We start from the raw sequence: 20,427 nt of genomic DNA on the forward strand, positions 1-20,427 counted from the left end.
TTACATTGTTCTTGAACTGGAGAATCGATCCAGGTATAATCGGAAGTACGGAAGAACCGTGGCATATCGAAGGATGATGCCGCGGTTTTGCTTGTTTATGGAGACTGCCCGGAAATGAGCAGGGAAGGGGGAGGGTTAAAAAAACGAATGTATGTTCGAAAAAAAGCTTGGCAAACGTGTCAAAACAAGGTATGATTAGACTATCAACAGTGAAGGGTTGTGGAACAATTGTCAGATCGTCGTGCTGCGCTTGAAATGGCGCTTCGTCAGATAGAGAAACAGTTCGGAAAAGGTTCCATCATGAAATTGGGTGAGTCCACCCATATGCAGGTAGAGATTGTGCCTAGCGGATCGCTGGCATTGGATATAGCACTTGGAACCGGCGGATTGCCTAGAGGCCGGATTATTGAAGTATATGGACCGGAATCCTCCGGTAAAACGACTGTAGCGCTCCATGCGATTGCTGAGGTTCAGAAGACTGGCGGACAAGCTGCGTTTATCGATGCCGAGCACGCACTGGATCCGTCCTATGCGAGCAAATTGGGCGTTAACATCGATGAACTCCTGCTTTCCCAGCCGGATACGGGTGAGCAAGCGCTTGAAATTGCTGAAGCTTTGGTGCGCAGCGGTGCAGTCGATATCATTGTTATCGACTCGGTCGCAGCGCTTGTGCCGAAGGCCGAGATTGAAGGCGACATGGGTGACTCCCATGTGGGTCTGCAGGCTCGTCTGATGTCCCAGGCTCTGCGTAAACTGTCCGGCGCGATCAACAAGTCCAAAACGATTGCCATCTTTATTAACCAGCTTCGTGAGAAGGTCGGCGTTATGTTCGGTAACCCTGAGACGACACCGGGTGGCCGTGCCTTGAAGTTCTACTCCACCGTCCGTTTGGATGTACGCCGTGTAGAGAGCATTAAGATGGGGAATGACGTCGTAGGTAACCGCACACGGATTAAAGTGGTTAAGAACAAAGTTGCGCCTCCGTTTAAACAAGCCGAGCTTGACATTATGTACGGTGAAGGCATCTCCAGAGAGGGAAGCCTGATCGATATCGGTACTGAGCTTGATATTGTGGATAAGAGCGGTGCTTGGTATTCCTTTGGCGGCGATCGTCTTGGCCAGGGACGTGAGAATGCGAAGCAATTCCTGAAGGAGCATCCGGAAGTGGCGAATGTGATCGAGAACAAAATCCGGGAAGCAAGCAACTTGACCACGGTTGTTCCTGAACCGAGCGCAAGCGAGAAGGAGCAAGAGGAGCTGGAAGAGCAAGATCTATTTAAAGTGGAATAATGCCCAGCTATTTCTGATAGTGCTAGGACCGTCCGGTGTTGAGAAGAACGCCTGGACGGTCTTCTTTGCATTATCGTAATGCGGGAGCGTAATAGTCATCCATGGTATGGAGTATGTAAAAGCTGCAGAGCGATAAGGAGAAGCTATGAGTGATAATCGTGAAATAACCGAAGAAGCTTCTTCGGGGATCGAGCATTTTCCGGATCAGGAGGATCTGGTGATCACGTCCGTGGAGAAGCTGCGCAAGCCTAGAGGACGTTATAAGATATCGTTCGGTCCTTATGAGATGACGGTTCATGAAGACGTGATGCTGAAATACCGTATGCTGAAGGGGAGCATTTTCCGCAAGGAGGAGCTTCAGGATATCGTAGTCGTGGATGAAAGGCAGCGGGCCTATGTTGAGGCACTGAATTATCTGTCAAGGAAGCCCCGGACATCGCAGGAAATCGTGCAGCGCCTGCAGCAGAAGGGAGCGGATCCGGATAGCATAGAGGTGACGCTCCGGCGGCTTGAGGCGGAGAAGCTGATCGACGACGCATTATATGCGAGAATGTGGGCGGAGCAGCGGATGACAGGGCATAAGAAGGGCCGCCTGTGGGTAAAGCAGGAGCTGAGGCAGAAAGGGATCCGGACCGAGCTGATATCGGAGGCGCTGAGCGAGGTAAGTGCCGAGGAGGAGCTGGAAAGCGCACTTGTGGTTGCAAGAAAGAAATGGCAGCAGACGAAGGGCGAGCTGCTGGATCGCAAGCGGAAGACGGGAGCGTATTTGATGCGGCGCGGCTTTAGCGGGGAACAGGCGAGGCAGGCGCTAAGGCGTCTAATCGAAGAGGAGCAGGAGTATGGAGCGGACGACCAGGAACTGGAAGAGTTTGAATGAAATGAACGAAAGGTGCCAACCTCTGCATAGATATTGGCACTTGTGACTGAAACTGACGTTTACCCATTGCTTTCCCTTGACAATATCTTTTTATAAATAATAAAATAAACATGAATCTTTTTTTAAATTAGCATCCTTTTTCCTTCCAAAAAAGTGACTACTTTGTGAAAGATTCATTTTATCGCTAATTCATAGTGAAATGAATTCCGCTGGATTCAAGCGGAATATGCGGGCAACCAGATGCACGCAGCATGGACGGCAGGCAGCTGCCGGTATTTTATGTATGAATGAGTAACTGACAATTGCACATTTCCCAAGGAATGCCTTGGAGGAACCAACGAGGAGGTGATCAGATGCATCCAATTTGGTGGATCATAATCGTTCTCGTTGTAGCCGCTATATTCTTTGGGTTCGGTTATTTTATTCGCAAATCCCTTGCAGAAGCTAAAATTTCCAGTGCCGAGCACGCCGCTTTGCAGATTGTTGAAAGTGCAAAGAAGGAAGCCGAGGCATTGAAGAAAGAAACGGTTCTTGAGGCTAAGGACGAAGTCCATAGAATCAGAGCCGAAGCTGAAAAAGACACTCGTGAGCGCCGTAACGAAATACAACGGCAGGAGCGCAGATTGTTGCAAAAGGAAGAGTCGCTGGATAAAAAAATAGAATCTTTGGAACGTAAAGAAGAACAGGTGGCGAACAAAGAGAAACGAATTGAAGAGACCCAGCAGCAAATCGATGCGATTTACAAGAAGCAAACAACGGAACTGGAGCGCATCTCCAATCTGACGATGGAGGATGCTCGCAGCATTATTCTCAGCAATGTCGAGCAGGAGGTTCGTCACGAAACCGCTCAGATGATCAAAGAAATCGAGCAGCAGGCGAAGGAAGAGGCCGACAAGAAGTCACGCGAGATCATTACGCTGGCGATTCAGCGCTGTGCGGCTGATCATGTGGCTGAAACGACGGTATCTGTAGTTACGCTGCCGAACGAAGAGATGAAGGGCCGGATCATCGGACGTGAAGGCCGGAATATCCGTGCGCTTGAGACCCTCACAGGGATTGACCTTATTATCGATGATACGCCGGAAGCTGTTATATTGTCCGGATTTGATCCAATTCGCCGCGAGATTGCGCGAACAGCGCTCGAGAAGCTGGTGGCGGACGGACGGATTCATCCGGCTCGTATCGAGGAAATGGTGGAGAAATCCCGTAAGGAAGTTGACGAACGCATCCGCGAATACGGAGAACAAGCAACCTTTGAGGTTGGCGTACACGGTCTGCACCCGGATTTGATCAAAATTTTGGGACGACTGAAATTCCGTACAAGCTATGGGCAAAACGTGCTGAAGCATTCCATGGAAGTCGCCTATTTGGCTGGTCTGATGGCTGGCGAATTGGGCGAAGACATCGTTCTTGCGAAGCGAGCAGGACTGTTGCATGACATCGGTAAAGCGCTGGATCATGAAGTGGAAGGTTCACACGTTGAAATTGGCGTGGAGCTGGCGAAGAAGTACAAGGAACATCCGGTGGTTATCAACAGTATTGCCTCTCACCACGGGGATTGCGAAGCAACTTCCGTGATTGCGATGCTGGTAGGTGCTGCTGACGCATTGTCCGCGGCCAGACCGGGAGCACGCAGAGAGACGCTGGAGACGTATATTAGACGCCTTGAGAAGCTCGAAGAAATTTCCGAATCGTTTGAAGGCGTGGAGAAATCCTACGCGATTCAAGCGGGCCGTGAAGTTCGCGTCATGGTTCAACCTGACAAGATCGACGATGCCGAAGCATTCCGCTTGGCACGCGACATCACCAAGACGATTGAGAATGAACTGGATTACCCAGGTCATATCAAGGTCACCGTGATCCGGGAAACCCGAGCGGTGGATTACGCGAAATAATGCATCGAATTTAGAAAGTGGCCGCTATAACGGCCACTTTTTATCTTTACAGAAGAAATGAACGTAATGAGATCGGAAGCCTATATTCAAGTATTGCAGAAGCTTCCTGTTAGAGGAGTGATTGACATCAACGTCTTATTTATCGGAGATATCGTTGGCAGCACGGGGCGAAAAGCGTTGAAAGCATCCCTGCCGGAACTGAAGTCGAAATACAATCCGCATATCATCATTGCCAATGGCGAGAATGCGGCGTCAGGGCGGGGGATCACCTCGGCCATCGCAAACGAGTTTTTCAATTGGGGCATTCACGGCATTACGATGGGCAACCATACGTGGGACAACAAGGACATTTTTGAATTCATTGACGATGAGCCGCGAATGGTTCGTCCGGCGAATTTTCCGCCGGGAACCCCGGGGCAAGGGTATACGGTAATCAAAGCCAACGGCAAGCAGCTGGCGATCGTGAACCTTCAAGGCCGAACGTTTCTGCCGGCGATCGACTGCCCCTTCCGGGCGGCCGATGACATCGTGGACGAGCTCCGTCAGAAGGTGAAGTGCATTCTCGTCGATTTTCACGCCGAAGCTACTTCGGAGAAAATAGCCATGGGCTGGCATATGGACGGACGTGCTTCTATGGTCGTCGGTACCCACACGCATGTACAGAGCAATGATGACACCATTTTGCCTGGTGGAACGGCTTATATCACCGATACCGGTATGGTCGGCTCCAAAGAAGGAATCCTCGGCATGCAGCGCGAGGCGGTGCTGTATAAATTCAAAACCCAGCTTCCTGCCCGCTTCCAGGTCGATGAAGGGAAATGGCAGTTCCATGCCGTATTCGCCGAGCTGGACGAAACGAGCGGCAAAGCGCGCCGGATTGAAAAAATCCGCATGTATGAAGATGAATGGCGAATGGATTAAAAGCGGTGAAATCCGTTTAATGAAAAATAGGAACGAATGGCAAAAAGCAGGAATTTTTTCCCCTCTCACGAATAACATCTAGTAAGCGGAAGCAAACCATCACTCAACATTCCCAGGGGAGGTACTTACCATGGAAGTATTAAAAGTTTCAGCAAAATCCAATCCCAATTCGGTTGCAGGGGCGCTAGCTGGAGTTCTTCGGGAACGTGGGGGAGCAGAGCTGCAGGCGATAGGGGCGGGAGCACTGAACCAGGCCATTAAAGCTGTTGCGATAGCCCGGGGATTTGTAGCACCGAGCGGGGTGGATCTGATCTGTATCCCTGCTTTTACGGATATTGTGATTGATGGCGAAGACCGAACGGCAATTAAATTAATTGTGGAGCCTAGATAGAGTTTAAAGTGAGGTATAGCCTGTTTACCCTTTTTTCGAGTAAGCAGGCTTTTTGCTATGACCAAGCCCTGAAGGGAGAGGCCTGAGCTGTTATGCAGACGGTTGATTTTCACTGTGACGCCTTAAGCAAATTATGGGAGGATTCGAGCGCCTCCTTTAAGAACGATCCGAAGCTGGATGTCAGCCTGGAGCGAATGATTCAGGGTCACGTTGATCTGCAGGTGTTTGCTGTATTCTTATCGGAACAGTACGGCCGGCCGTCGTTTGAACGGGTGCTTGCGCAGATTGAAGTGTATCGAAGACGCCTTGCGGATCCAGGATTCGTGAAGCCGCTGCTCTGGAAGGAGCAGGTTCAGGCGATTAGGGAAGGGAGCGGGAAGGACCGCTATGGCCTGCTGTCGCTCGAGGGCGTTGACGGGCTGGAAGGGAATCTCCACTATGTGAGGCTGTGTTATGAACTGGGCGTGCGCTGCATGGGGATAACCTGGAATTATGCCAATTGGGCGGCGGATGGAGCGATGGAGTCCCGAAACGGCGGTTTTACGGAGCGGGGCCGTGAGCTGGTAAGGCTGTGCAATGAGATCGGAATGGTGCTGGACGTGTCCCATTTGTCCGAGGCCGGCTTCTGGGAGCTGATGGAGCTGACGAGCCGACCCGTCATCGCTTCCCATTCGAACGCCTATACCATCTGTCCGCATCCGCGTAATTTACGGGACGATCAGATACGAGCGCTTGTTGCCTTGGACGGGCGAATTGGAATAACGTTCGTGCCATGGTTCATACGGAGCGATGGGCAGGGAGTGAAGCCGGAGGATCTGCTTCCGCATATTGAGAAGATTTGCGAGCTTGGCGGAGCAAAGCACTTGATGTTCGGATCGGATTTCGACGGGATTGACCGGTGGGTTGAAGGACTGGCGCATCCTGGGCACTATCCAGACCTGCAGGAGCTTTTGCTGAAATATTACCCGGAAGATGAGGTACAGGGATGGATGTCGGGCCATGCGCTTCGTTTCCTGGAGGGCAACCTGCCATCGAAAGCGGAAGATAAGTCGTGATTTAAAAAGCAGCATCAATGCCGGTCCATTCGATAAAACTTTGACAATCTTGTAGCAACCATGCAAATCCATGCGAAGCGGGGGCCGTAAACGAGCGGCTCCCTTTTTATTTTTGGGTAATAGAGAGTATAATAGACAATGGCATGTACAGCATATAGAGAAAACAAGGAGTGAGTCAGATGAGTAAAACTGTACCTGTGGGTGTATCCGCCCGCCATATTCATTTAACCCAGGAGCATATCGAGGCATTGTTCGGCCCTGGATATCAATTGACCGAAATGAAGCCATTGTCCCAGCCAGGACAATTCGCAGCGAATGAAACGGTTGCTGTAATTGGTACGAAGGGACAATTCGATAAAGTGAGAATTTTGGGACCTGCCCGTCCTGCGACCCAGCTTGAAATTTCGCGCACCGATTCCTTTGCGATCGGCGTGAAGGCTCCAGTCCGCGAATCCGGCAACATCGCCGGCACGCCGGGCATTACGATTAAGGGCCCTGCCGGAGAAGTCACTGTCGACGAAGGGGTTATCGTTGCAGCCCGTCATATTCACTTCCATACCTCCGATGCGGAAAAATGGGGGATCAAGGATAAAGATATGCTGAAGGTTCGCCTTGGCGGAGAGCGCGGATTGGTTCTGGAAAATGTCATCGCCCGCGTATCCGACAACTATGCGCTGGATATGCACATCGACACGGATGAAGCGAACGCAGCCGGTGCTAAAACAGGCGATACGGCCGAGATTATAGACTAAATCATACTGTGATAAAAAATAAGCCTGAATCGATGGGAGTCGATTCGGGCTTTTTTAACGTTCGCCGTCCAAATTTACGGGTATTCCGGTGGTAGCTTCGCTATAAAGATCATGATATAATTTAAAACAGTGCCTATTGATTCCGCATTAGCGGCTGCTCGCTCCGCCATTTTCGAAAGAGCGGGCAGCCAAGGCTGCTTGCGCGAACAGGCTATGATACTGCAGGATGAAATTTGAAACCAGAGATATAGCGGATCTAAGGAGTGACCTAGCATGTCCAAGGAAAGTAAGGACTACTCCAAGTATTTTGATTTTTCAGGCGCGAAGATTCTCTCGGAAGACGAGCATGGCAAGAGAATCCGGATTAACGGCCGGGAAATCAATATTCTATCGGAGCCTAATCATAGACAGGAAAAACAGCGCGGCAAAGAGAGCGTGCAGGTATTGTACGATACGGCGCTGCCGGAAGAATTCAAGCAGCTTGGCGCGGGCAAGCATTACATCGTCTATACTTACGGCTGCCAAATGAACGAGCACGATTCGGAGACGATCAAGGGACTGCTCGAGCAAATGGGGTATCAGTCGACGGAAGACCGTAAAGAGGCGGACATCATTCTGCTCAACACCTGCGCAATCCGGGAGAATGCGGAGGATAAAGTATTCGGCGAGCTCGGCCATTTGAAGCATCTGAAGACCGAGAAGCCGGATATGCTGCTCGGCGTGTGCGGCTGCATGTCGCAGGAAGAGGCTGTGGTGAACCGAATTCTTCAGAAGCATGGCTTCGTGGATCTCATCTTCGGCACGCACAATATTCACCGTCTGCCGCATTTGATTCAAGAAGCGTTGTTCAGCAAGGAAATGGTCGTTGAGGTATGGTCGAAGGAAGGCGATATCGTCGAGAACCTTCCGAAGAAACGGGAAGGACTTCGCGGCTGGGTTAACATTATGTACGGCTGTGACAAATTCTGTACATACTGCATTGTTCCATATACCCGCGGGAAGGAGCGCAGCCGCCGTCCGGAGGACGTGATCGCCGAGGTGCGTGAGCTCGCCCGCCAAGGCTATAAGGAGATTACGCTGCTTGGTCAAAACGTGAATGCCTACGGCAAGGATTTCACCGATATCGAATACCGCTTCGGCGATTTGATGGACGATATCCGCAAAATCGATATCCCCCGCGTCCGGTTTACGACGTCCCACCCGAGAGACTTCGACGATCATCTGATCGAGGTGCTTGCCAAGGGCGGCAACCTGGTGGAGCATATCCATCTGCCTGTGCAGTCGGGCAGCTCGCAGGTGCTGAAGCGGATGAGCCGTAAATATACGCGCGAGAGCTACTTGGAGCTCGTTCGGAAGATTAAACAGGCTATCCCTGATGTCGTTCTAACGACGGATATCATCGTAGGCTTCCCTGGGGAGACGGATGAGCAGTTCGAGGAAACCTTATCGCTCGTACGCGAGGTGGGGTATGACTCGGCATTTACCTTCATTTACTCGCCGCGTGAAGGCACGCCGGCAGCCGTCATGGAAGATAACGTTCCAATGGAGGTTAAGAGCCAAAGGCTGCAGCGCTTAAATGAGGTTATTAATGAGTTCAGCCGCAAGAGCAATGACCAGCTGCTTGGAGCCACCGTGGAGGTGCTCGTGGAAGGAATCAGCAAAAATAACGATTCCGTGCTGTCCGGACGGACGCGGAGCAACAAGCTGGTCCATTTCGAAGGCTCCCCTGACCTGATTGGAAGCTTCGTTCAGGTGAAAGTGACCGATACGAAGACCTGGTATATTAAAGGCGATCTCATCGCCGATCCGGTGCCGGCCTCGGATGCTGTATAAGTAATCATGTAATTGTCGATCGCCCGGTTTTCTGAAAGGACATATAAAAATTGGGTTTATATAGATGACAAAGAATTGGAGCGATGAACCTTGGCACACGATCATGGTCGTACGAACACATATGGAATGAAGACCTATAATACAAGAGAGTTAATTATACGAGACGATATTTTGGCAAAAGCCGGTGAACTGGCCGAGCTGATCTCCACCAGTGAGGAAGTCCAGGTGTTCAAGAAAGCGGAGGAGAAAATCCGCAATCACGAGCGCGTTCAAAGCTTGATCAAGACAATCAAGAAGAAGCAGAAGGAAATTGTAGCATTTGAAACCTTCCAGAACAAGGAAATGGTTGCTAAAATCGAACGCGAGATCGAGGAGCTGCAGGAGGAGATAGACAGCATTCCGCTGGTCGCGGAATTCCAGCAAAGCCAAAGCGATATCAACTACCTGCTTCAGCTGGTCGTGTCGGTCATTCATGACACCGTATCGGAAAAGGTAAATGTGGAAACCGGGAAAGACACGCCGCCAAGCAGCTGCGGATAAACCATTGAGGGTGCGGATATGAACTCCGCACCTTTTATACGTTAAAGAATCGAAAATGCAGCAATTGGGGCATAGTAATCCATATCTGCAATTCCTGGCAAGGAAATCCTTGACATCATTTTTATATATGTCATAATGAAATTATCAAATTAATATTATGGTGATGGATATGACGGATCATGAACAGGCGCCAAGCAGCAGTGCCAAGAAGTACAGAACGCCGGACGGTGTGCCTGCCGACATCGTGATGTTTACGTTGACGAAGCGGGAGCGCAAGACCTTCACCAAGACCCTCCCGATTCGGGAGCTGAAGGTCATGCTCATTCGCCGCAGATCCTGGCCGTGCGCCGGGATGTGGGCGCTGCCCGGAGGATTTTGCCGGGAGAGCGAGTCCATTTACGATGCTGCCAAGAGAGAACTGAAAGAGGAAACAGGCGTGGACGGCGGCCATCTGGAGTATTTGGGCGTCTACAGCGCACCGGGGCGCGATCCCCGCGGCTGGATTATCAGCCATGCGTTCTATGCGCTGGTGGAGGAATGGATGCTGGAGCACCGGCAAGCAGCCGATGATGCGGAAGAAGTCGGACTGTTTACGATCAACGAGGCGTTGGAGGAGCTCGAGCTTGCCTTTGATCACCGGGATATCATCATGGATGCTTACCGGAAGATTCAGCAGCAGATGCTGCAGACGACGATCGCCCGGCAGTTTCTGCCCGAATTTTTTACGCTGAGCGAGCTGTACCAGGTGATTCAGACGGTTGTGCCTGAGTTTAAGGAGCCGAATTTCATCCGCAAAATTACGTCAACCCGCAGCCGGCAGGGGATTTTGGAAGAGGTACGGGACGATAGCGGCAAGCCGCTAAGCTCCAACCAGTATTCCCAGCGGCCGGCGCAGTTGTATCGCTTCACGGATCATGTACCGTTGTTGTCGATTTATACGTAGGATTAAAGAAGCAGGTGCAGGTGTATTTATTCAATGTCATCATTCTGTAGAGGAGTGTGTCATGATGAAGGCTTTGATCGTGATAGATTTCACGAATGATTTCGTGGACGGCAGCTTGCCGGTAGGAGCTCCCGCCATAGACATTCAAGGAACGATTGCCAAGCTGACGAAGCAGTACTGCGAACGGGGTGACTTTGTAGTGATGGCTGTTGATCTTCATGAAGAGAAGGATCCATACCATCCGGAGACAAAGCTGTTCCCGCCCCATAACATCCGCGGCACCCGCGGGCGTGACCTGTATGGGGAGCTGCAGGAGGTTTATGAGGATTATAAGGATCGCATTTACTGGATGGATAAAACGCGGTACAGCGCCTTTTGCGGTACAAATCTGAATCAGAAGCTGCGGGAGCGTGGCATTACCGAGGTGCATTTGATCGGGGTTTGCACTGATATTTGCGTACTGCATACGGCAGTGGATGCTTATAATTTCGGATACGCGATTACCGTTTATGAGGATGCGGTGGCAAGCTTTAATCCGCAGGGGCATGAGTGGGCGTTAGGTCATTTTAAAGGCAGTCTCGGAGCGGCAGTCGTACGAAGCGACGCTAAATAATGGACGGCGACATTTTCCCGTCACGGGATAGCCGGGTACTACTTGGAGGATGATGGTTATGCAGACAGCAGGATTGGCTCTTCACACGGACAAATATCAGATTAACATGATGTATGCCCATTGGATCAACGGTTCCCACCGAACCCGTGCGGTCTTTGAAGCGTATTTCCGCAAGCTGCCGTTCGGGAACGGCTATGCGGTATTTGCCGGATTGGAACGTATCGTGAACTACATCGAGTCCTTGCGTTTTTCGGAAGAAGATATCGCTTATCTGGCTAAACAAGAGGAGAACTATAAGCCGGAATTTCTGGATGAGCTGCGCAGCTTCCGGTTTCGCGGAAGCATTCATTCCATGCCCGAAGGTGCGCTTGTGTTCCCGAATGAGCCGCTGATCCGGGTGGAGGGCACCATCTTCGAAACGCAGCTTGTGGAAACGGCAATCTTGAACTTCATGAACTTCCAGACCTTGATCGCAACAAAGGCTTCACGGATTCGTCAGGTTGCCGGCAACGACATCCTGCTGGAGTTCGGCACACGTCGTGCCCAAGAGCTGGACGCGGCCGTTTGGGGCGCACGCGCAGCGTATTTGGCAGGCTTCCATGCAACGTCCAACATGCTTGCCGGGGAGAAATTCGGCATTCCGACGAAAGGCACCCATGCCCATTCCTGGGTACAGACCTTCCGGAGCGAGCAGGAGGCCTTCGACATCTTCGCCCAAGTGATGCCCGATCAAGTCACGCTGCTGGTCGATACGTTCGATACGCTCAAGAGCGGAATCCCGCATGCGATCGCCACGGCCAAGAAACTGGAAGCCCAAGGGAAACGGATGAATGCGATCCGCCTGGATAGCGGCGACCTGGCATATCTGTCGATTCAGGCCCGTAAAATGCTGGATGAAGCCGGGCTGTCGTATGTAGGGATCGTCGCATCCAACGATTTGGATGAAGGGACGATTATGGATTTGAAAGCGCAGGGAGCCAAGGTGGATACTTGGGGGGTAGGAACCCAGCTTATCACTGCAGCGGACCAGCCCGCGCTCGGGGGCGTATATAAGCTTGTCGAGCGGGAGGTTGACGGCAAGATGGTGCCGACCATCAAAATCTCCGGCAATCCCGAGAAGGTTTCGACCCCTGGTAAGAAGGACGTGTACCGGATTATTTCCCGGGGAAGCGGGAAAGCAATCGCCGATTATATTTGCTTTCCGGATGAGCCGATGCCGCCGGAGAGCGGCAAGCTGAAGCTGTTCAATCCGCTTCATCCTTACATGCGCAAAAATGTGCGGAATTTTGATGCGATCCCGATGCTTACGCAGATCTTTAAGGACGGCGAGCTCGTCTACGAGCTGCCGAAGCTGGAGGAGATCCGCAGCTATCATAATGCACAGCTTGATCAGTTCTGGCCTGAGTATTTGCGGAAGCTGAACCCGGAGATTTATCGGGTGAATCTGAGTGAAGAGGTCTGGGATGTCAAGCAGCGGATGATGGCTGAGTTTATGGAGCATGATGAATAACATTTGCGGATATGATAATGACGCTCCCTTCGAAGCACTGCTTCTGAGGGAGCGTCTTTTTCATGCCCCCAGCGCTCATTCGCTCTAAAAACTTCAAAGGTAATCCACTAAAGGTTATTTGTTAACCGGCTTTTTTCATCCAGGATAAAGCGGTTATCAGGCTATTTCTCGGGAAAGCGCAGGAATCGCCATCGTCCGTGAATTTATACATGTTCTCGACAATTTGGATTCACTTGCGGCAGGCAAGAAACCGGGATACGTTAATGATATGAATGAAATAAATCATGGTGCGATGACAGGTTTTTCGATTACGATGCAGAAGGGAAAAAAGGTATACGCGTTTAAATGTTTAGGGAGCAAGAGGAAGAGCCCGGGTCCACCCTCGGAAGCGGATGTACCATGTTCTCGGGCAAGAATCAGGAGAAGGAGCGATATACTGATGAACACGATTCTGCAGTTTCAGGCCTTTGTCCTCCGTCAGGACGATCAAGGAGGGGTACAAAGTGCTGTAGAAAGCTTAAGGCTGGATCAACTGCCGGAGGGAGATGTGCTCGTGCAGGTGAGCCACAGCGGCGTGAATTATAAGGATGGGCTGGCCAGCATCCCGAACAGCTCGATCGTCCGCAGGTATCCCTTTATTCCGGGAATCGACCTGGCCGGAACGGTCGTTGAATCTACGCATCCCGGCTTCAAGCCGGGGGATGGGGTGCTGTGCACGGGGTATGAGCTCGGCGTTTCGCATGAGGGCGGCTTCAGCCAGTATGCCAGGGTCAAAGGGGACTGGCTGCTTCATCTACCGGACGGACTGTCTCCGAGGGATGCCATGGCGATCGGGACGGCCGGCTTTACCGCGGCGTTGTCGATTGCTGCCTTGATCCGGAACGGCTTGTCGAATGATCAAGGTCCTGTGCTGGTGACCGGTGCCACTGGCGGGGTAGGAAGCTTCGCCGTATCCATCCTTAGCCGGCTTGGCTACAGCGTGACAGCATCAACGGGTAAGACCAGCCATGCCGAGTGGTTAAAGCGGCTTGGCGCAGAGGACGTCCTGTCGCGGGAAGAGACGGCAGCCGATTCCGGAAAAGCGTTGTCGAGCCAAAAATGGGCGGCTGTCGTGGATCCGGTCGGAGGAAGTCAGCTCGGCTCGCTGCTCAAGAGCGTCCGGTACGGCGGCAGCATTGCCGTGTCCGGCATGACGGGCGGCGGGGCATTTGAAACGACCGTCTTTCCGTTCATCCTGCGCGGGATCAACCTGCTAGGGATCGATTCGGTATTTTGTCCGCTGGATGTACGAACCTCGATTTGGGAAAAGCTTGCGGACGAGTGGAAGCCCGAAACCGTCCTTGCCGAAGGCATTACGGAATACGGCTTGACCGATTTGCCGGGGCTGCTGCAGACCATACTGGCAGGAGAAGCGGTCGGAAGGAGCGTCGTTCGATTATAATGGCGGCCGGCCGCATAATGTTGCTCATCCGCAGGCATCCTATGGGAAGGAAGCCTTTGACCTAATGAAAGGGTGAGTGAACATGATGGTCCAACGATATGTTGCCGCGCTTATCATCTGTATGATTTTATCGATGACACTTGGCTGCTCCAAGCAGGTCGCGAAGGAAGAAGCACGCTTGTACAGCATGCAGGCCTATGAAGAAGGGTCGAGGGAAGCAAGGAATGCGGGGCGCGGCCGAAACGGCAGATTGCTTGAAGATCTTCAAGCCGCTTTCAGCCAAGAGCATATCCGGCTGACCAACGAAACGTTTACTGAAGATGACATCGGCAACCTGACGTATCAATATCGAATCAACAATGATGCCAGTCAGTTTATTACGGTATATATTTATCAGAGCCCGGAAGCCAGACGAAAAGGGATGGACGAAATCTACGGTGCACAAGAGGGGGATGTCAACGTAGGAGGGGGCCATAACCTGATCTACAGCGACAAGGAGACATCGATTGTTTACACGTCCACAGGAGATAAGACCGATAACTACTACAGCCTGTTCAAAAAAATAGCGCCTCAATTGCTTAACGAGCATGACGGTCGTGCAGGCAGTTAATAAATGTCCTGAAACGCGAGGGGCATCCTTAAGGTCCGAAATTGGACGCTGGGATGCCCCTTGCTATGTCCTTAACGCGTGCTTCGCTTGTTCTTTAGCCCAGAATCTTAGAGGAAAGCATGACGGAAGCTTTCATTGCGTAAAGGGCTATAAACCGCTCGTATCAGCGTTTGGGCTCGTGCTTGATTAATTCCTGCTTAATATGCGTCAGCTCCGGCAGCAGCAAGCGATTCATCGCCAGCTTTACGGCGCCGGTGGAACCAGGCATCGAGAATACGGCCGTATTTTGGATCGTCCCGCCAATCGCACGGCTCAAGATGGCAGCGGTTCCGATGTCCTCGGCAAAGCTGAGGTAACGGAAAATTTCCCCGAAGCCGGGAAGCTCCTTCTCCAGCATAGAGGAGACGGCTTCATAGGTCGTATCCCGGCTGGAAATGCCCGTCCCTCCCGTTAGGAGTACGATATCGATATCCGGCCGGCTAACGCCCGTACGTACGGTCTCCCGGATCTGCTCATAATCGTCCTTGACGATCGTGTATGCAGCGATCCGATGTCCCGCCTCTTCCAGGAGGCGGATCATCAGCTGTCCGCTCTTGTCATTGTCTGTGGTCCGGGTATCCGAGACGGTGACAACCATGCACTGCACGATGGCAGGAGCTTGCTCTTTATGCTCTTGAACTGAGTTCATGTTATCACTACTCCTCTTATTGATGTAAGCGGCGGCGAAGCTTGCGATCGATCACCGAAATGTAGTACACTCGCTAGCATAATGATAAGTTGATCAAGAAGGAGTACATATTCGTGGAACATGTGACACCCATATATATTTTATCAGGTTTTCTTGGCAGCGGGAAAACAACCTTGCTATCACGTATGATCGCCTACTGGAAGGCTCAGGGCTTGCGGCCTGCGATCGTGATGAATGAGATCGGGGAAGTGAATATCGATGGTCTGATCGCCGGGGAAAATGTACCGACAGCCGAAATGCTGAGCGGCTGCATTTGCTGCTCCATCCGTGCTGATCTGACATCGGAGATCGCCATGCTTGTCCAGAACGAGAAGCCGGATGTCATCGTGATCGAGGCGACGGGCATCGCCAATCCGATGGAAATTTTGGATGCGGTAGCCGAGGCTTCCCTCTACATGCGAATGGACGTAAAAAAGCTGATAACCGTTGTGGATACCGCTCATCTGCTCCACCTCAGCGTCGAGCAAAAAGGGAAGACGTACCGCTTGATGCAGGAGCAGATTCGCTCGGCCTCCGTGCTCTTGTTAAATAAAACGGATCGGGTGAGCGCGGCGGAGAAGGATGCGATGGAGCGATTCGTGCACCGCTGGAACCCGTACGCGCCGATTTTGCCGACCGAACGCTGCGACGTGAATCTGGATGAGCTCCTAGGCAGCCTTCCGGACCACGAGAATCATCCGGTGATGCCGCGGCATTCAGCCGAGCAAGAAGCGGATGAACCGCAGGGCAGGGCCGTACCTGAAGGGGTCGAGGATCAAATTCAGCCGGAATCGAGTCACACCGAGCATTCCCACCATTCCCATGATCATGTGATGTCTTATACATATTACTTCAGCCGCCCTGTCAACAGTGAGGAATTCGAGAACTTCATAGCGGGGCTTCCACGGGATGTGTACCGTGCCAAGGGGGTACTGACCTTCAGCGATACGAACAGCCGATTCCTGTTCCAGTATGCATTTCGCGAATCGGATTTCATGAAGATCACGCCTCAAGGTCGTGTTCCAGATGTCGTGGTGTTTATCGGGGAGCATTTCAACAAGTCCGTGCTGCAAGCGCAGCTTGAAGCGCTCGAAGGAAAGCGTACATCCGTCTAGGAACGGCAGGCGCAGATCAATCGTGCCCCTGCCTCGCGTGACGCAGCGCGTGATTCAACCGGTGTTCGGCAGTTTAATACAAGGGCATAGCGTTATAATTACAAGGAGGATATATCCATGATCAATGAACTCAAGTATAAAGAATGCATCGAAGCATGTCTCCAATGTATGAACGCTTGCAACGTCTGTTATGTATCCTGCCTGAAAGAATACGAGCTCGCGATGCTGCGGGATTGTATCGCGCTGGATCGCGAATGTGCCGATATTTGCGCCTTTGCCGCACAGGCAATGTCACGCAACAGCCCTTTCGTTAAGGAAATATGCGAGCTGTGCATCCAAGCATGTCTGGCATGCGCGGAAGAATGCGAGAAGCATGATCATGACCACTGCCGGCAATGTGCCGAGGCATGCCGCCGCTGTGCGGACGTATGCCGCGAGATGGTCGGCCAGCTTTAAGTCAAAGACCATGTTAATTTCCCGAAAGCCCAATCTTCTGATATCGAAGATCGGGCTTTTTGATTTCATGGGATGATAAGACAGCAACATTTTCTCATCCCGCTGATTTTTTTTGTTTCATCGGATCGAAATATAGTGTATAAAAGATGAAGGTCTGCCAATTTTCAAATATTTAGGAGGTACAGGCAGACGTTAACAATTTAGGTCGAAGGGAAGAGGTTAGGAAGATGAATCGCAAGGGATGGCTGGCTTTGCTGCTGTCTGTCCTGCTCGTGCTGGCAGGCTGCAGCGGAGGTGGCAAAACGCCGACAGGGGAGCAAACCGATGCTCCCAAGGAAGAAACCAAGCAGGAGGACGCGGTATCGCCTGGAACGGGCGAACAGGCGGAGACGACTTCCGGCGAAGAAAATGAAGGCGGAGAGCCGTCTGATGCCGAGGTAGCAGGCGGTTCAGAGACAGCGGATGCGGAGGTTGTCGCTGATGCAGAAATTGTAGAGGGCGTAAGCGCAGATGGCGATGTTACACTGGATCCGAATATATGGATCAAAGGGGATGTTCAGGTAGAGGACAGTCAGGTGATTGTTGAAGGAACCAGCAATCTTCCGGCGGGCATTGAAATTAATGGGGAAATTACGGCTAGAGGATATACGATGTTCGGTTATAAGGATGATGCCCTTACTGAGAATGACGGCAGCTACCGGCTTGAAATCAAGCGGCCGGATATTACGAAGGACCCGCTGGATCTCACGGTGAATATTCAGCCGGAGGATCTGTCCGAGCCGATTCAGAAGATTCTCGGCACGAAGGGCGAGCTTCTGACCGGTCCGTATGTGCACCAATATGTTTCCGGCGACGATGAAATCTATTGTGAAATCCGTGCGGCGGCGCGTATCAAGCCCGGAGCTGAACAGGCACAGCTGGAGGAGCCAGCCGGAGAAAAGCCGGACGATCAAGGCAATCCCGAGGTATGGATCAAGCCTTTGATTACCCTGGATGACAGAAATTATTATGTCAGCGGGGAGAGCAATCTACTGGAAGGCACGGAGGTACAGCTCGATATCGATATTCCGGGCAAAATACATACCGGTTACTTCGATCGCAGCCAGGTCGGCCCCGATGGCCGTTTCTTGCTGCAGATCGCAAAGCCGAAAAATGTCGGCGAGTTCTATATGATGATCCGGGTCAAGCCGGACGAGGATATGTGGCCGACGGTCAAAGAGGCTTACGGCGAGCATGGCGAGAAATTGAAAGGCAAGCATGTGAAGTCGGAGGTTGGCGACTCCGGCAATGTAAAGTATGTTGAAGTCAAAGTCAAGGTCAACGGAAAGCAAGACACTTCCGGGAAATAAAGCAGCGGTTATCATATTGATCATTCAAGAAGCCCGGAGTATCAAACTTGTTTTGATGCTCCGGGCTTTTTCGTTCTTTCCGAAGAAACATGCCCACACGTTTAGGATTGGCAGAAGAGGGCAATATAAGGGATGCTTTACGACTCGACCCCATACCTTCATACAGCTTAGAAAGGAGACATGCGCATGCAAGATGGAAAACAAGCGCAAGCGAGCAAGGGGACCGGATTCGTTCCTTACATACCCGCTTCCAAGTCGATGGCTGAGCTGACGGTATTTGCCATCATCCTGGGCATCGTGCTGGCCGTTGTATTTGCTGCCGCCAATGCATATTTGGGGCTGAAAATCGGCTTGACGGTCAGCGCCTCCATTCCCGCTGCGGTTATATCGTTAGGGGTATTAAGGGGAATATTCCGAAGGCAATCCATACTGGAGAACAACATTGTACAGACGATGACCACAGCCGGCGAAGCTGTTGCCGCCGGCACCATCTTTACACTGCCTGCGCTGTATATGTGGAATCATATTCCTTCCATGGCGACCGTAAGCTTCATTGTGCTTGTCGGCGGCTTTCTTGGCGTGGCGATGATGGTACCGCTGCGGCGGCTTCTGATCGTCAATGAACATGCCACGCTCCCTTATCCGGAGGGAATGGCTTGTGCGGAAGTGCTTAAATCCGGCGACCGGGGGGGCCGCAGCGCCCTTTTCGTCGTGTACGGCTTTTTGATTGGCGGTGTCGTCAAGGCGATGGGTGACGGCTTTAAATGGTTTAGAACCGAGATTGAGACCTATATCTACCGGTTTAAAAATGCCCTGATCGGCATGGATATTTATCCGGCTTTGCTCGGCGTCGGATACATTATCGGACCGAGGATATCCGGCCAGATGCTCGCCGGAGGGGCACTCGCCTGGCTGGTCCTCATTCCGACCATCGGTTATATCGGTGCGGGTGGACAAAGTGTCATTGCCCCGTCCGCAGCCCCGATCGGGGAGCTGACGGCCTGGGGATTGTGGGAGGATTATATCCGTTACATCGGTGCAGGCGCGGTGGCGGCAGGCGGATTAATTACGCTGGTTAAAACCTTGCCGATGCTGTTCGGATCACTCTTTGCCACCCTTGGCGGCCTTCGGAGCCGGGAACATGGGAAGGTAACGCTGGATCGTACCAACAAGGACATTCCTGCGTTCTGGGTCTTTGTGATGATCGCAATCTTGATCGTCATCATCGCATTCGCCCCGTTAACCGATGTGGGCATCATCGGGGCCATAGCGATCGCCGTGTTCGGTTTCTTGTTCGTGACCGTCGCCTCCCGAATCGTCGGGCTCGTCGGGAGCTCCTCCTCGCCGGTATCGGGCATGACCATTGCGACGTTATTGTTCGTCACGTTTATATTCAAAATGACGGGTTTAACGGGGATGACCGGCATGATCGCCTCGCTGACCGTCGGAGCAATCGTATGCGTAGCGCTTGCCGTATCCAGCGATATTTCCCAGGATCTGAAAACCGGATATCTGGTAGGGGGAACCCCTTGGAAGCAGCAGGTAGCGATGATGATCGGCGTCCTTGTTTCGGGACTTGTGATCGGATTCATTCTTTCCGTGTTGAATGAGAGCTACGGACTTGGTTCCGAACAGCTTCCTGCCCCGAAAGCCGTTCTGATGCGGATCATTGTTGAAGGGATTATGGCCGGCAGTTTGCCGTGGGATCTCGTGTTTATCGGCGTGGCTGCTGCTGTCGTCATCGAGCTTCTCGGCTTGAACTCGCTCACGGTTGCCGTCGGGATCTATCTTCCCATTCATGTCAGCGTGCCGATTATGATCGGAGGCGTGGTTCGCTGGCTTATCGAGATTGCTTCGCGCAAAAATGAGCAATTAAAGGCCGCCAGGGTCGAGAAAGGAACGCTGCTCGCCTCCGGCTTGATCGCTGGTGAATCTCTGATCGGCGTCATTATCGCCGTATTGATCTGGATGAATGTCGACATACCGGGCGATGTGCTGATTGCGAATAATGTGGTGCCGCTCCTTGTATTTTTGGTCGTAACCCTTATTTTGATAGGCGGCTCGTTGAGTGGGAAGCAGGAACGGTTAACCGAGGATCAGGAGGGGTGA

At 52.0% G+C, this 20,427-nt stretch carries 19 protein-coding genes; 18 read left to right on the top strand and 1 reads right to left on the bottom strand.

Annotated elements, in window-relative coordinates:
- Nucleotides 1–228: 228 nt before the first annotated feature.
- The 14 genes from recA to NST44_RS16815 all read left to right on the top strand — a co-directional run bounded on the left by recA (nucleotide 229) and on the right by NST44_RS16815 (nucleotide 14,671).
- Nucleotides 229–1,290, top strand: coding sequence for a recombinase RecA (recA, locus tag NST44_RS16750; RefSeq protein ID WP_007128677.1), 1,062 nt, complete (start codon nucleotides 229–231; stop codon nucleotides 1,288–1,290).
- Nucleotides 1,291–1,435: 145 nt separating this feature from the next.
- The gene (locus NST44_RS16755; RefSeq protein WP_007128676.1) at nucleotides 1,436–2,167 is read left to right on the top strand and encodes a regulatory protein RecX; all 732 of its coding nucleotides are present in this window, start codon (nucleotides 1,436–1,438) and stop codon (nucleotides 2,165–2,167) included.
- 353 nt (nucleotides 2,168–2,520) lie between these two features.
- Nucleotides 2,521–4,062: a ribonuclease Y gene (gene rny, locus NST44_RS16760; protein ID WP_213616434.1), complete on the top strand. Its 1,542-nt coding sequence runs from the start codon at nucleotides 2,521–2,523 to the stop codon at nucleotides 4,060–4,062.
- A gap of 66 nt (nucleotides 4,063–4,128) precedes the next feature.
- Nucleotides 4,129–4,983: a TIGR00282 family metallophosphoesterase gene (locus NST44_RS16765; protein ID WP_280516365.1), complete on the top strand. Its 855-nt coding sequence runs from the start codon at nucleotides 4,129–4,131 to the stop codon at nucleotides 4,981–4,983.
- 130 nt (nucleotides 4,984–5,113) lie between these two features.
- Nucleotides 5,114–5,374, top strand: coding sequence for a stage V sporulation protein S (locus NST44_RS16770; RefSeq protein ID WP_006211249.1), 261 nt, complete (start codon nucleotides 5,114–5,116; stop codon nucleotides 5,372–5,374).
- Nucleotides 5,375–5,466: 92 nt separating this feature from the next.
- Entirely contained in the window at nucleotides 5,467–6,429 is a 963-nt protein-coding gene (locus NST44_RS16775) for a dipeptidase (protein WP_213616436.1), read from the top strand.
- 179 nt (nucleotides 6,430–6,608) lie between these two features.
- Complete coding sequence (gene pduL / locus NST44_RS16780) at nucleotides 6,609–7,181, top strand: phosphate propanoyltransferase (protein WP_007128672.1); 573 nt, start codon at nucleotides 6,609–6,611, stop codon at nucleotides 7,179–7,181.
- A gap of 273 nt (nucleotides 7,182–7,454) precedes the next feature.
- A complete protein-coding gene (gene miaB, locus NST44_RS16785; protein ID WP_007128671.1) occupies nucleotides 7,455–9,014 on the top strand; it encodes a tRNA (N6-isopentenyl adenosine(37)-C2)-methylthiotransferase MiaB in 1,560 nt (519 codons plus the stop codon).
- Nucleotides 9,015–9,104: 90 nt separating this feature from the next.
- Nucleotides 9,105–9,554: a RicAFT regulatory complex protein RicA family protein gene (locus tag NST44_RS16790; RefSeq protein ID WP_077567052.1), complete on the top strand. Its 450-nt coding sequence runs from the start codon at nucleotides 9,105–9,107 to the stop codon at nucleotides 9,552–9,554.
- A gap of 157 nt (nucleotides 9,555–9,711) precedes the next feature.
- Nucleotides 9,712–10,497 (top strand): NUDIX domain-containing protein, encoded by a 786-nt coding sequence (locus NST44_RS16795; protein WP_007128669.1) that lies wholly within the window; start codon nucleotides 9,712–9,714, stop codon nucleotides 10,495–10,497.
- A 64-nt stretch (nucleotides 10,498–10,561) separates the two neighbouring features.
- Entirely contained in the window at nucleotides 10,562–11,110 is a 549-nt protein-coding gene (locus NST44_RS16800; RefSeq protein WP_213616466.1) for a cysteine hydrolase family protein, read from the top strand.
- A 58-nt stretch (nucleotides 11,111–11,168) separates the two neighbouring features.
- Nucleotides 11,169–12,620 carry a nicotinate phosphoribosyltransferase gene (locus tag NST44_RS16805; RefSeq protein ID WP_213616437.1) on the top strand — a complete coding sequence of 484 codons (1,452 nt, stop codon included), beginning with the start codon at nucleotides 11,169–11,171 and terminating at the stop codon, nucleotides 12,618–12,620.
- 439 nt (nucleotides 12,621–13,059) lie between these two features.
- Nucleotides 13,060–14,061, top strand: coding sequence for an acrylyl-CoA reductase family protein (locus tag NST44_RS16810; protein WP_213616438.1), 1,002 nt, complete (start codon nucleotides 13,060–13,062; stop codon nucleotides 14,059–14,061).
- 82 nt (nucleotides 14,062–14,143) lie between these two features.
- Entirely contained in the window at nucleotides 14,144–14,671 is a 528-nt protein-coding gene (locus tag NST44_RS16815) for a hypothetical protein (RefSeq protein ID WP_028405577.1), read from the top strand.
- Between the two features lie 163 nt (nucleotides 14,672–14,834).
- Here the strand turns inward: NST44_RS16815 and NST44_RS16820 are convergent, their stop codons facing one another.
- A complete protein-coding gene (locus NST44_RS16820) occupies nucleotides 14,835–15,359 on the bottom strand; it encodes a MogA/MoaB family molybdenum cofactor biosynthesis protein (RefSeq protein WP_007128664.1) in 525 nt (174 codons plus the stop codon).
- Between the two features lie 113 nt (nucleotides 15,360–15,472).
- Between NST44_RS16820 and NST44_RS16825 the strand changes: the two genes are divergently transcribed.
- The 4 genes from NST44_RS16825 to NST44_RS16840 all read left to right on the top strand — a co-directional run bounded on the left by NST44_RS16825 (nucleotide 15,473) and on the right by NST44_RS16840 (nucleotide 20,427).
- Nucleotides 15,473–16,513 (top strand): CobW family GTP-binding protein, encoded by a 1,041-nt coding sequence (locus NST44_RS16825; RefSeq protein ID WP_213616439.1) that lies wholly within the window; start codon nucleotides 15,473–15,475, stop codon nucleotides 16,511–16,513.
- Nucleotides 16,514–16,630: 117 nt separating this feature from the next.
- Nucleotides 16,631–16,969 (top strand): four-helix bundle copper-binding protein, encoded by a 339-nt coding sequence (locus tag NST44_RS16830; protein WP_007128662.1) that lies wholly within the window; start codon nucleotides 16,631–16,633, stop codon nucleotides 16,967–16,969.
- 227 nt (nucleotides 16,970–17,196) lie between these two features.
- Nucleotides 17,197–18,318, top strand: a complete 1,122-nt coding sequence (locus NST44_RS16835; protein ID WP_213616440.1) for a hypothetical protein — start codon at nucleotides 17,197–17,199, stop codon at nucleotides 18,316–18,318.
- A gap of 186 nt (nucleotides 18,319–18,504) precedes the next feature.
- A complete protein-coding gene (locus NST44_RS16840; RefSeq protein WP_213616441.1) occupies nucleotides 18,505–20,427 on the top strand; it encodes an OPT family oligopeptide transporter in 1,923 nt (640 codons plus the stop codon).

The sequence above is a fragment of the Paenibacillus sp. FSL W8-0919 genome, from assembly GCF_038003785.1.
Taxonomy (GTDB): Bacteria; Bacillota; Bacilli; order Paenibacillales; family Paenibacillaceae; genus Paenibacillus_AQ; species Paenibacillus_AQ lactis.

Bases quoted from the DNA above. Each gene is read 5' to 3' on its own strand.
- NST44_RS16800 (WP_213616466.1), top strand. From the start codon at position 10,562: ATGAAGGCTTTGATCGTGATAGATTTCACGAATGATTTCGTGGACGGC.
- NST44_RS16840 (WP_213616441.1), top strand. From the start codon at position 18,505: ATGCAAGATGGAAAACAAGCGCAAGCGAGCAAGGGGACCGGATTCGTT.
- NST44_RS16805 (WP_213616437.1), top strand. From the start codon at position 11,169: ATGCAGACAGCAGGATTGGCTCTTCACACGGACAAATATCAGATTAAC.
- NST44_RS16830 (WP_007128662.1), top strand. From the start codon at position 16,631: ATGATCAATGAACTCAAGTATAAAGAATGCATCGAAGCATGTCTCCAA.
- NST44_RS16810 (WP_213616438.1), top strand. From the start codon at position 13,060: ATGAACACGATTCTGCAGTTTCAGGCCTTTGTCCTCCGTCAGGACGAT.
- miaB (WP_007128671.1), top strand. From the start codon at position 7,455: ATGTCCAAGGAAAGTAAGGACTACTCCAAGTATTTTGATTTTTCAGGC.
- NST44_RS16815 (WP_028405577.1), top strand. From the start codon at position 14,144: ATGATGGTCCAACGATATGTTGCCGCGCTTATCATCTGTATGATTTTA.
- NST44_RS16835 (WP_213616440.1), top strand. From the start codon at position 17,197: ATGAATCGCAAGGGATGGCTGGCTTTGCTGCTGTCTGTCCTGCTCGTG.
- NST44_RS16770 (WP_006211249.1), top strand. From the start codon at position 5,114: ATGGAAGTATTAAAAGTTTCAGCAAAATCCAATCCCAATTCGGTTGCA.
- rny (WP_213616434.1), top strand. From the start codon at position 2,521: ATGCATCCAATTTGGTGGATCATAATCGTTCTCGTTGTAGCCGCTATA.
- NST44_RS16795 (WP_007128669.1), top strand. From the start codon at position 9,712: ATGGTGATGGATATGACGGATCATGAACAGGCGCCAAGCAGCAGTGCC.
- NST44_RS16775 (WP_213616436.1), top strand. From the start codon at position 5,467: ATGCAGACGGTTGATTTTCACTGTGACGCCTTAAGCAAATTATGGGAG.
- pduL (WP_007128672.1), top strand. From the start codon at position 6,609: ATGAGTAAAACTGTACCTGTGGGTGTATCCGCCCGCCATATTCATTTA.
- NST44_RS16765 (WP_280516365.1), top strand. From the start codon at position 4,129: ATGAGATCGGAAGCCTATATTCAAGTATTGCAGAAGCTTCCTGTTAGA.
- NST44_RS16820 (WP_007128664.1), bottom strand. From the start codon at position 15,359: ATGAACTCAGTTCAAGAGCATAAAGAGCAAGCTCCTGCCATCGTGCAG.
- NST44_RS16755 (WP_007128676.1), top strand. From the start codon at position 1,436: ATGAGTGATAATCGTGAAATAACCGAAGAAGCTTCTTCGGGGATCGAG.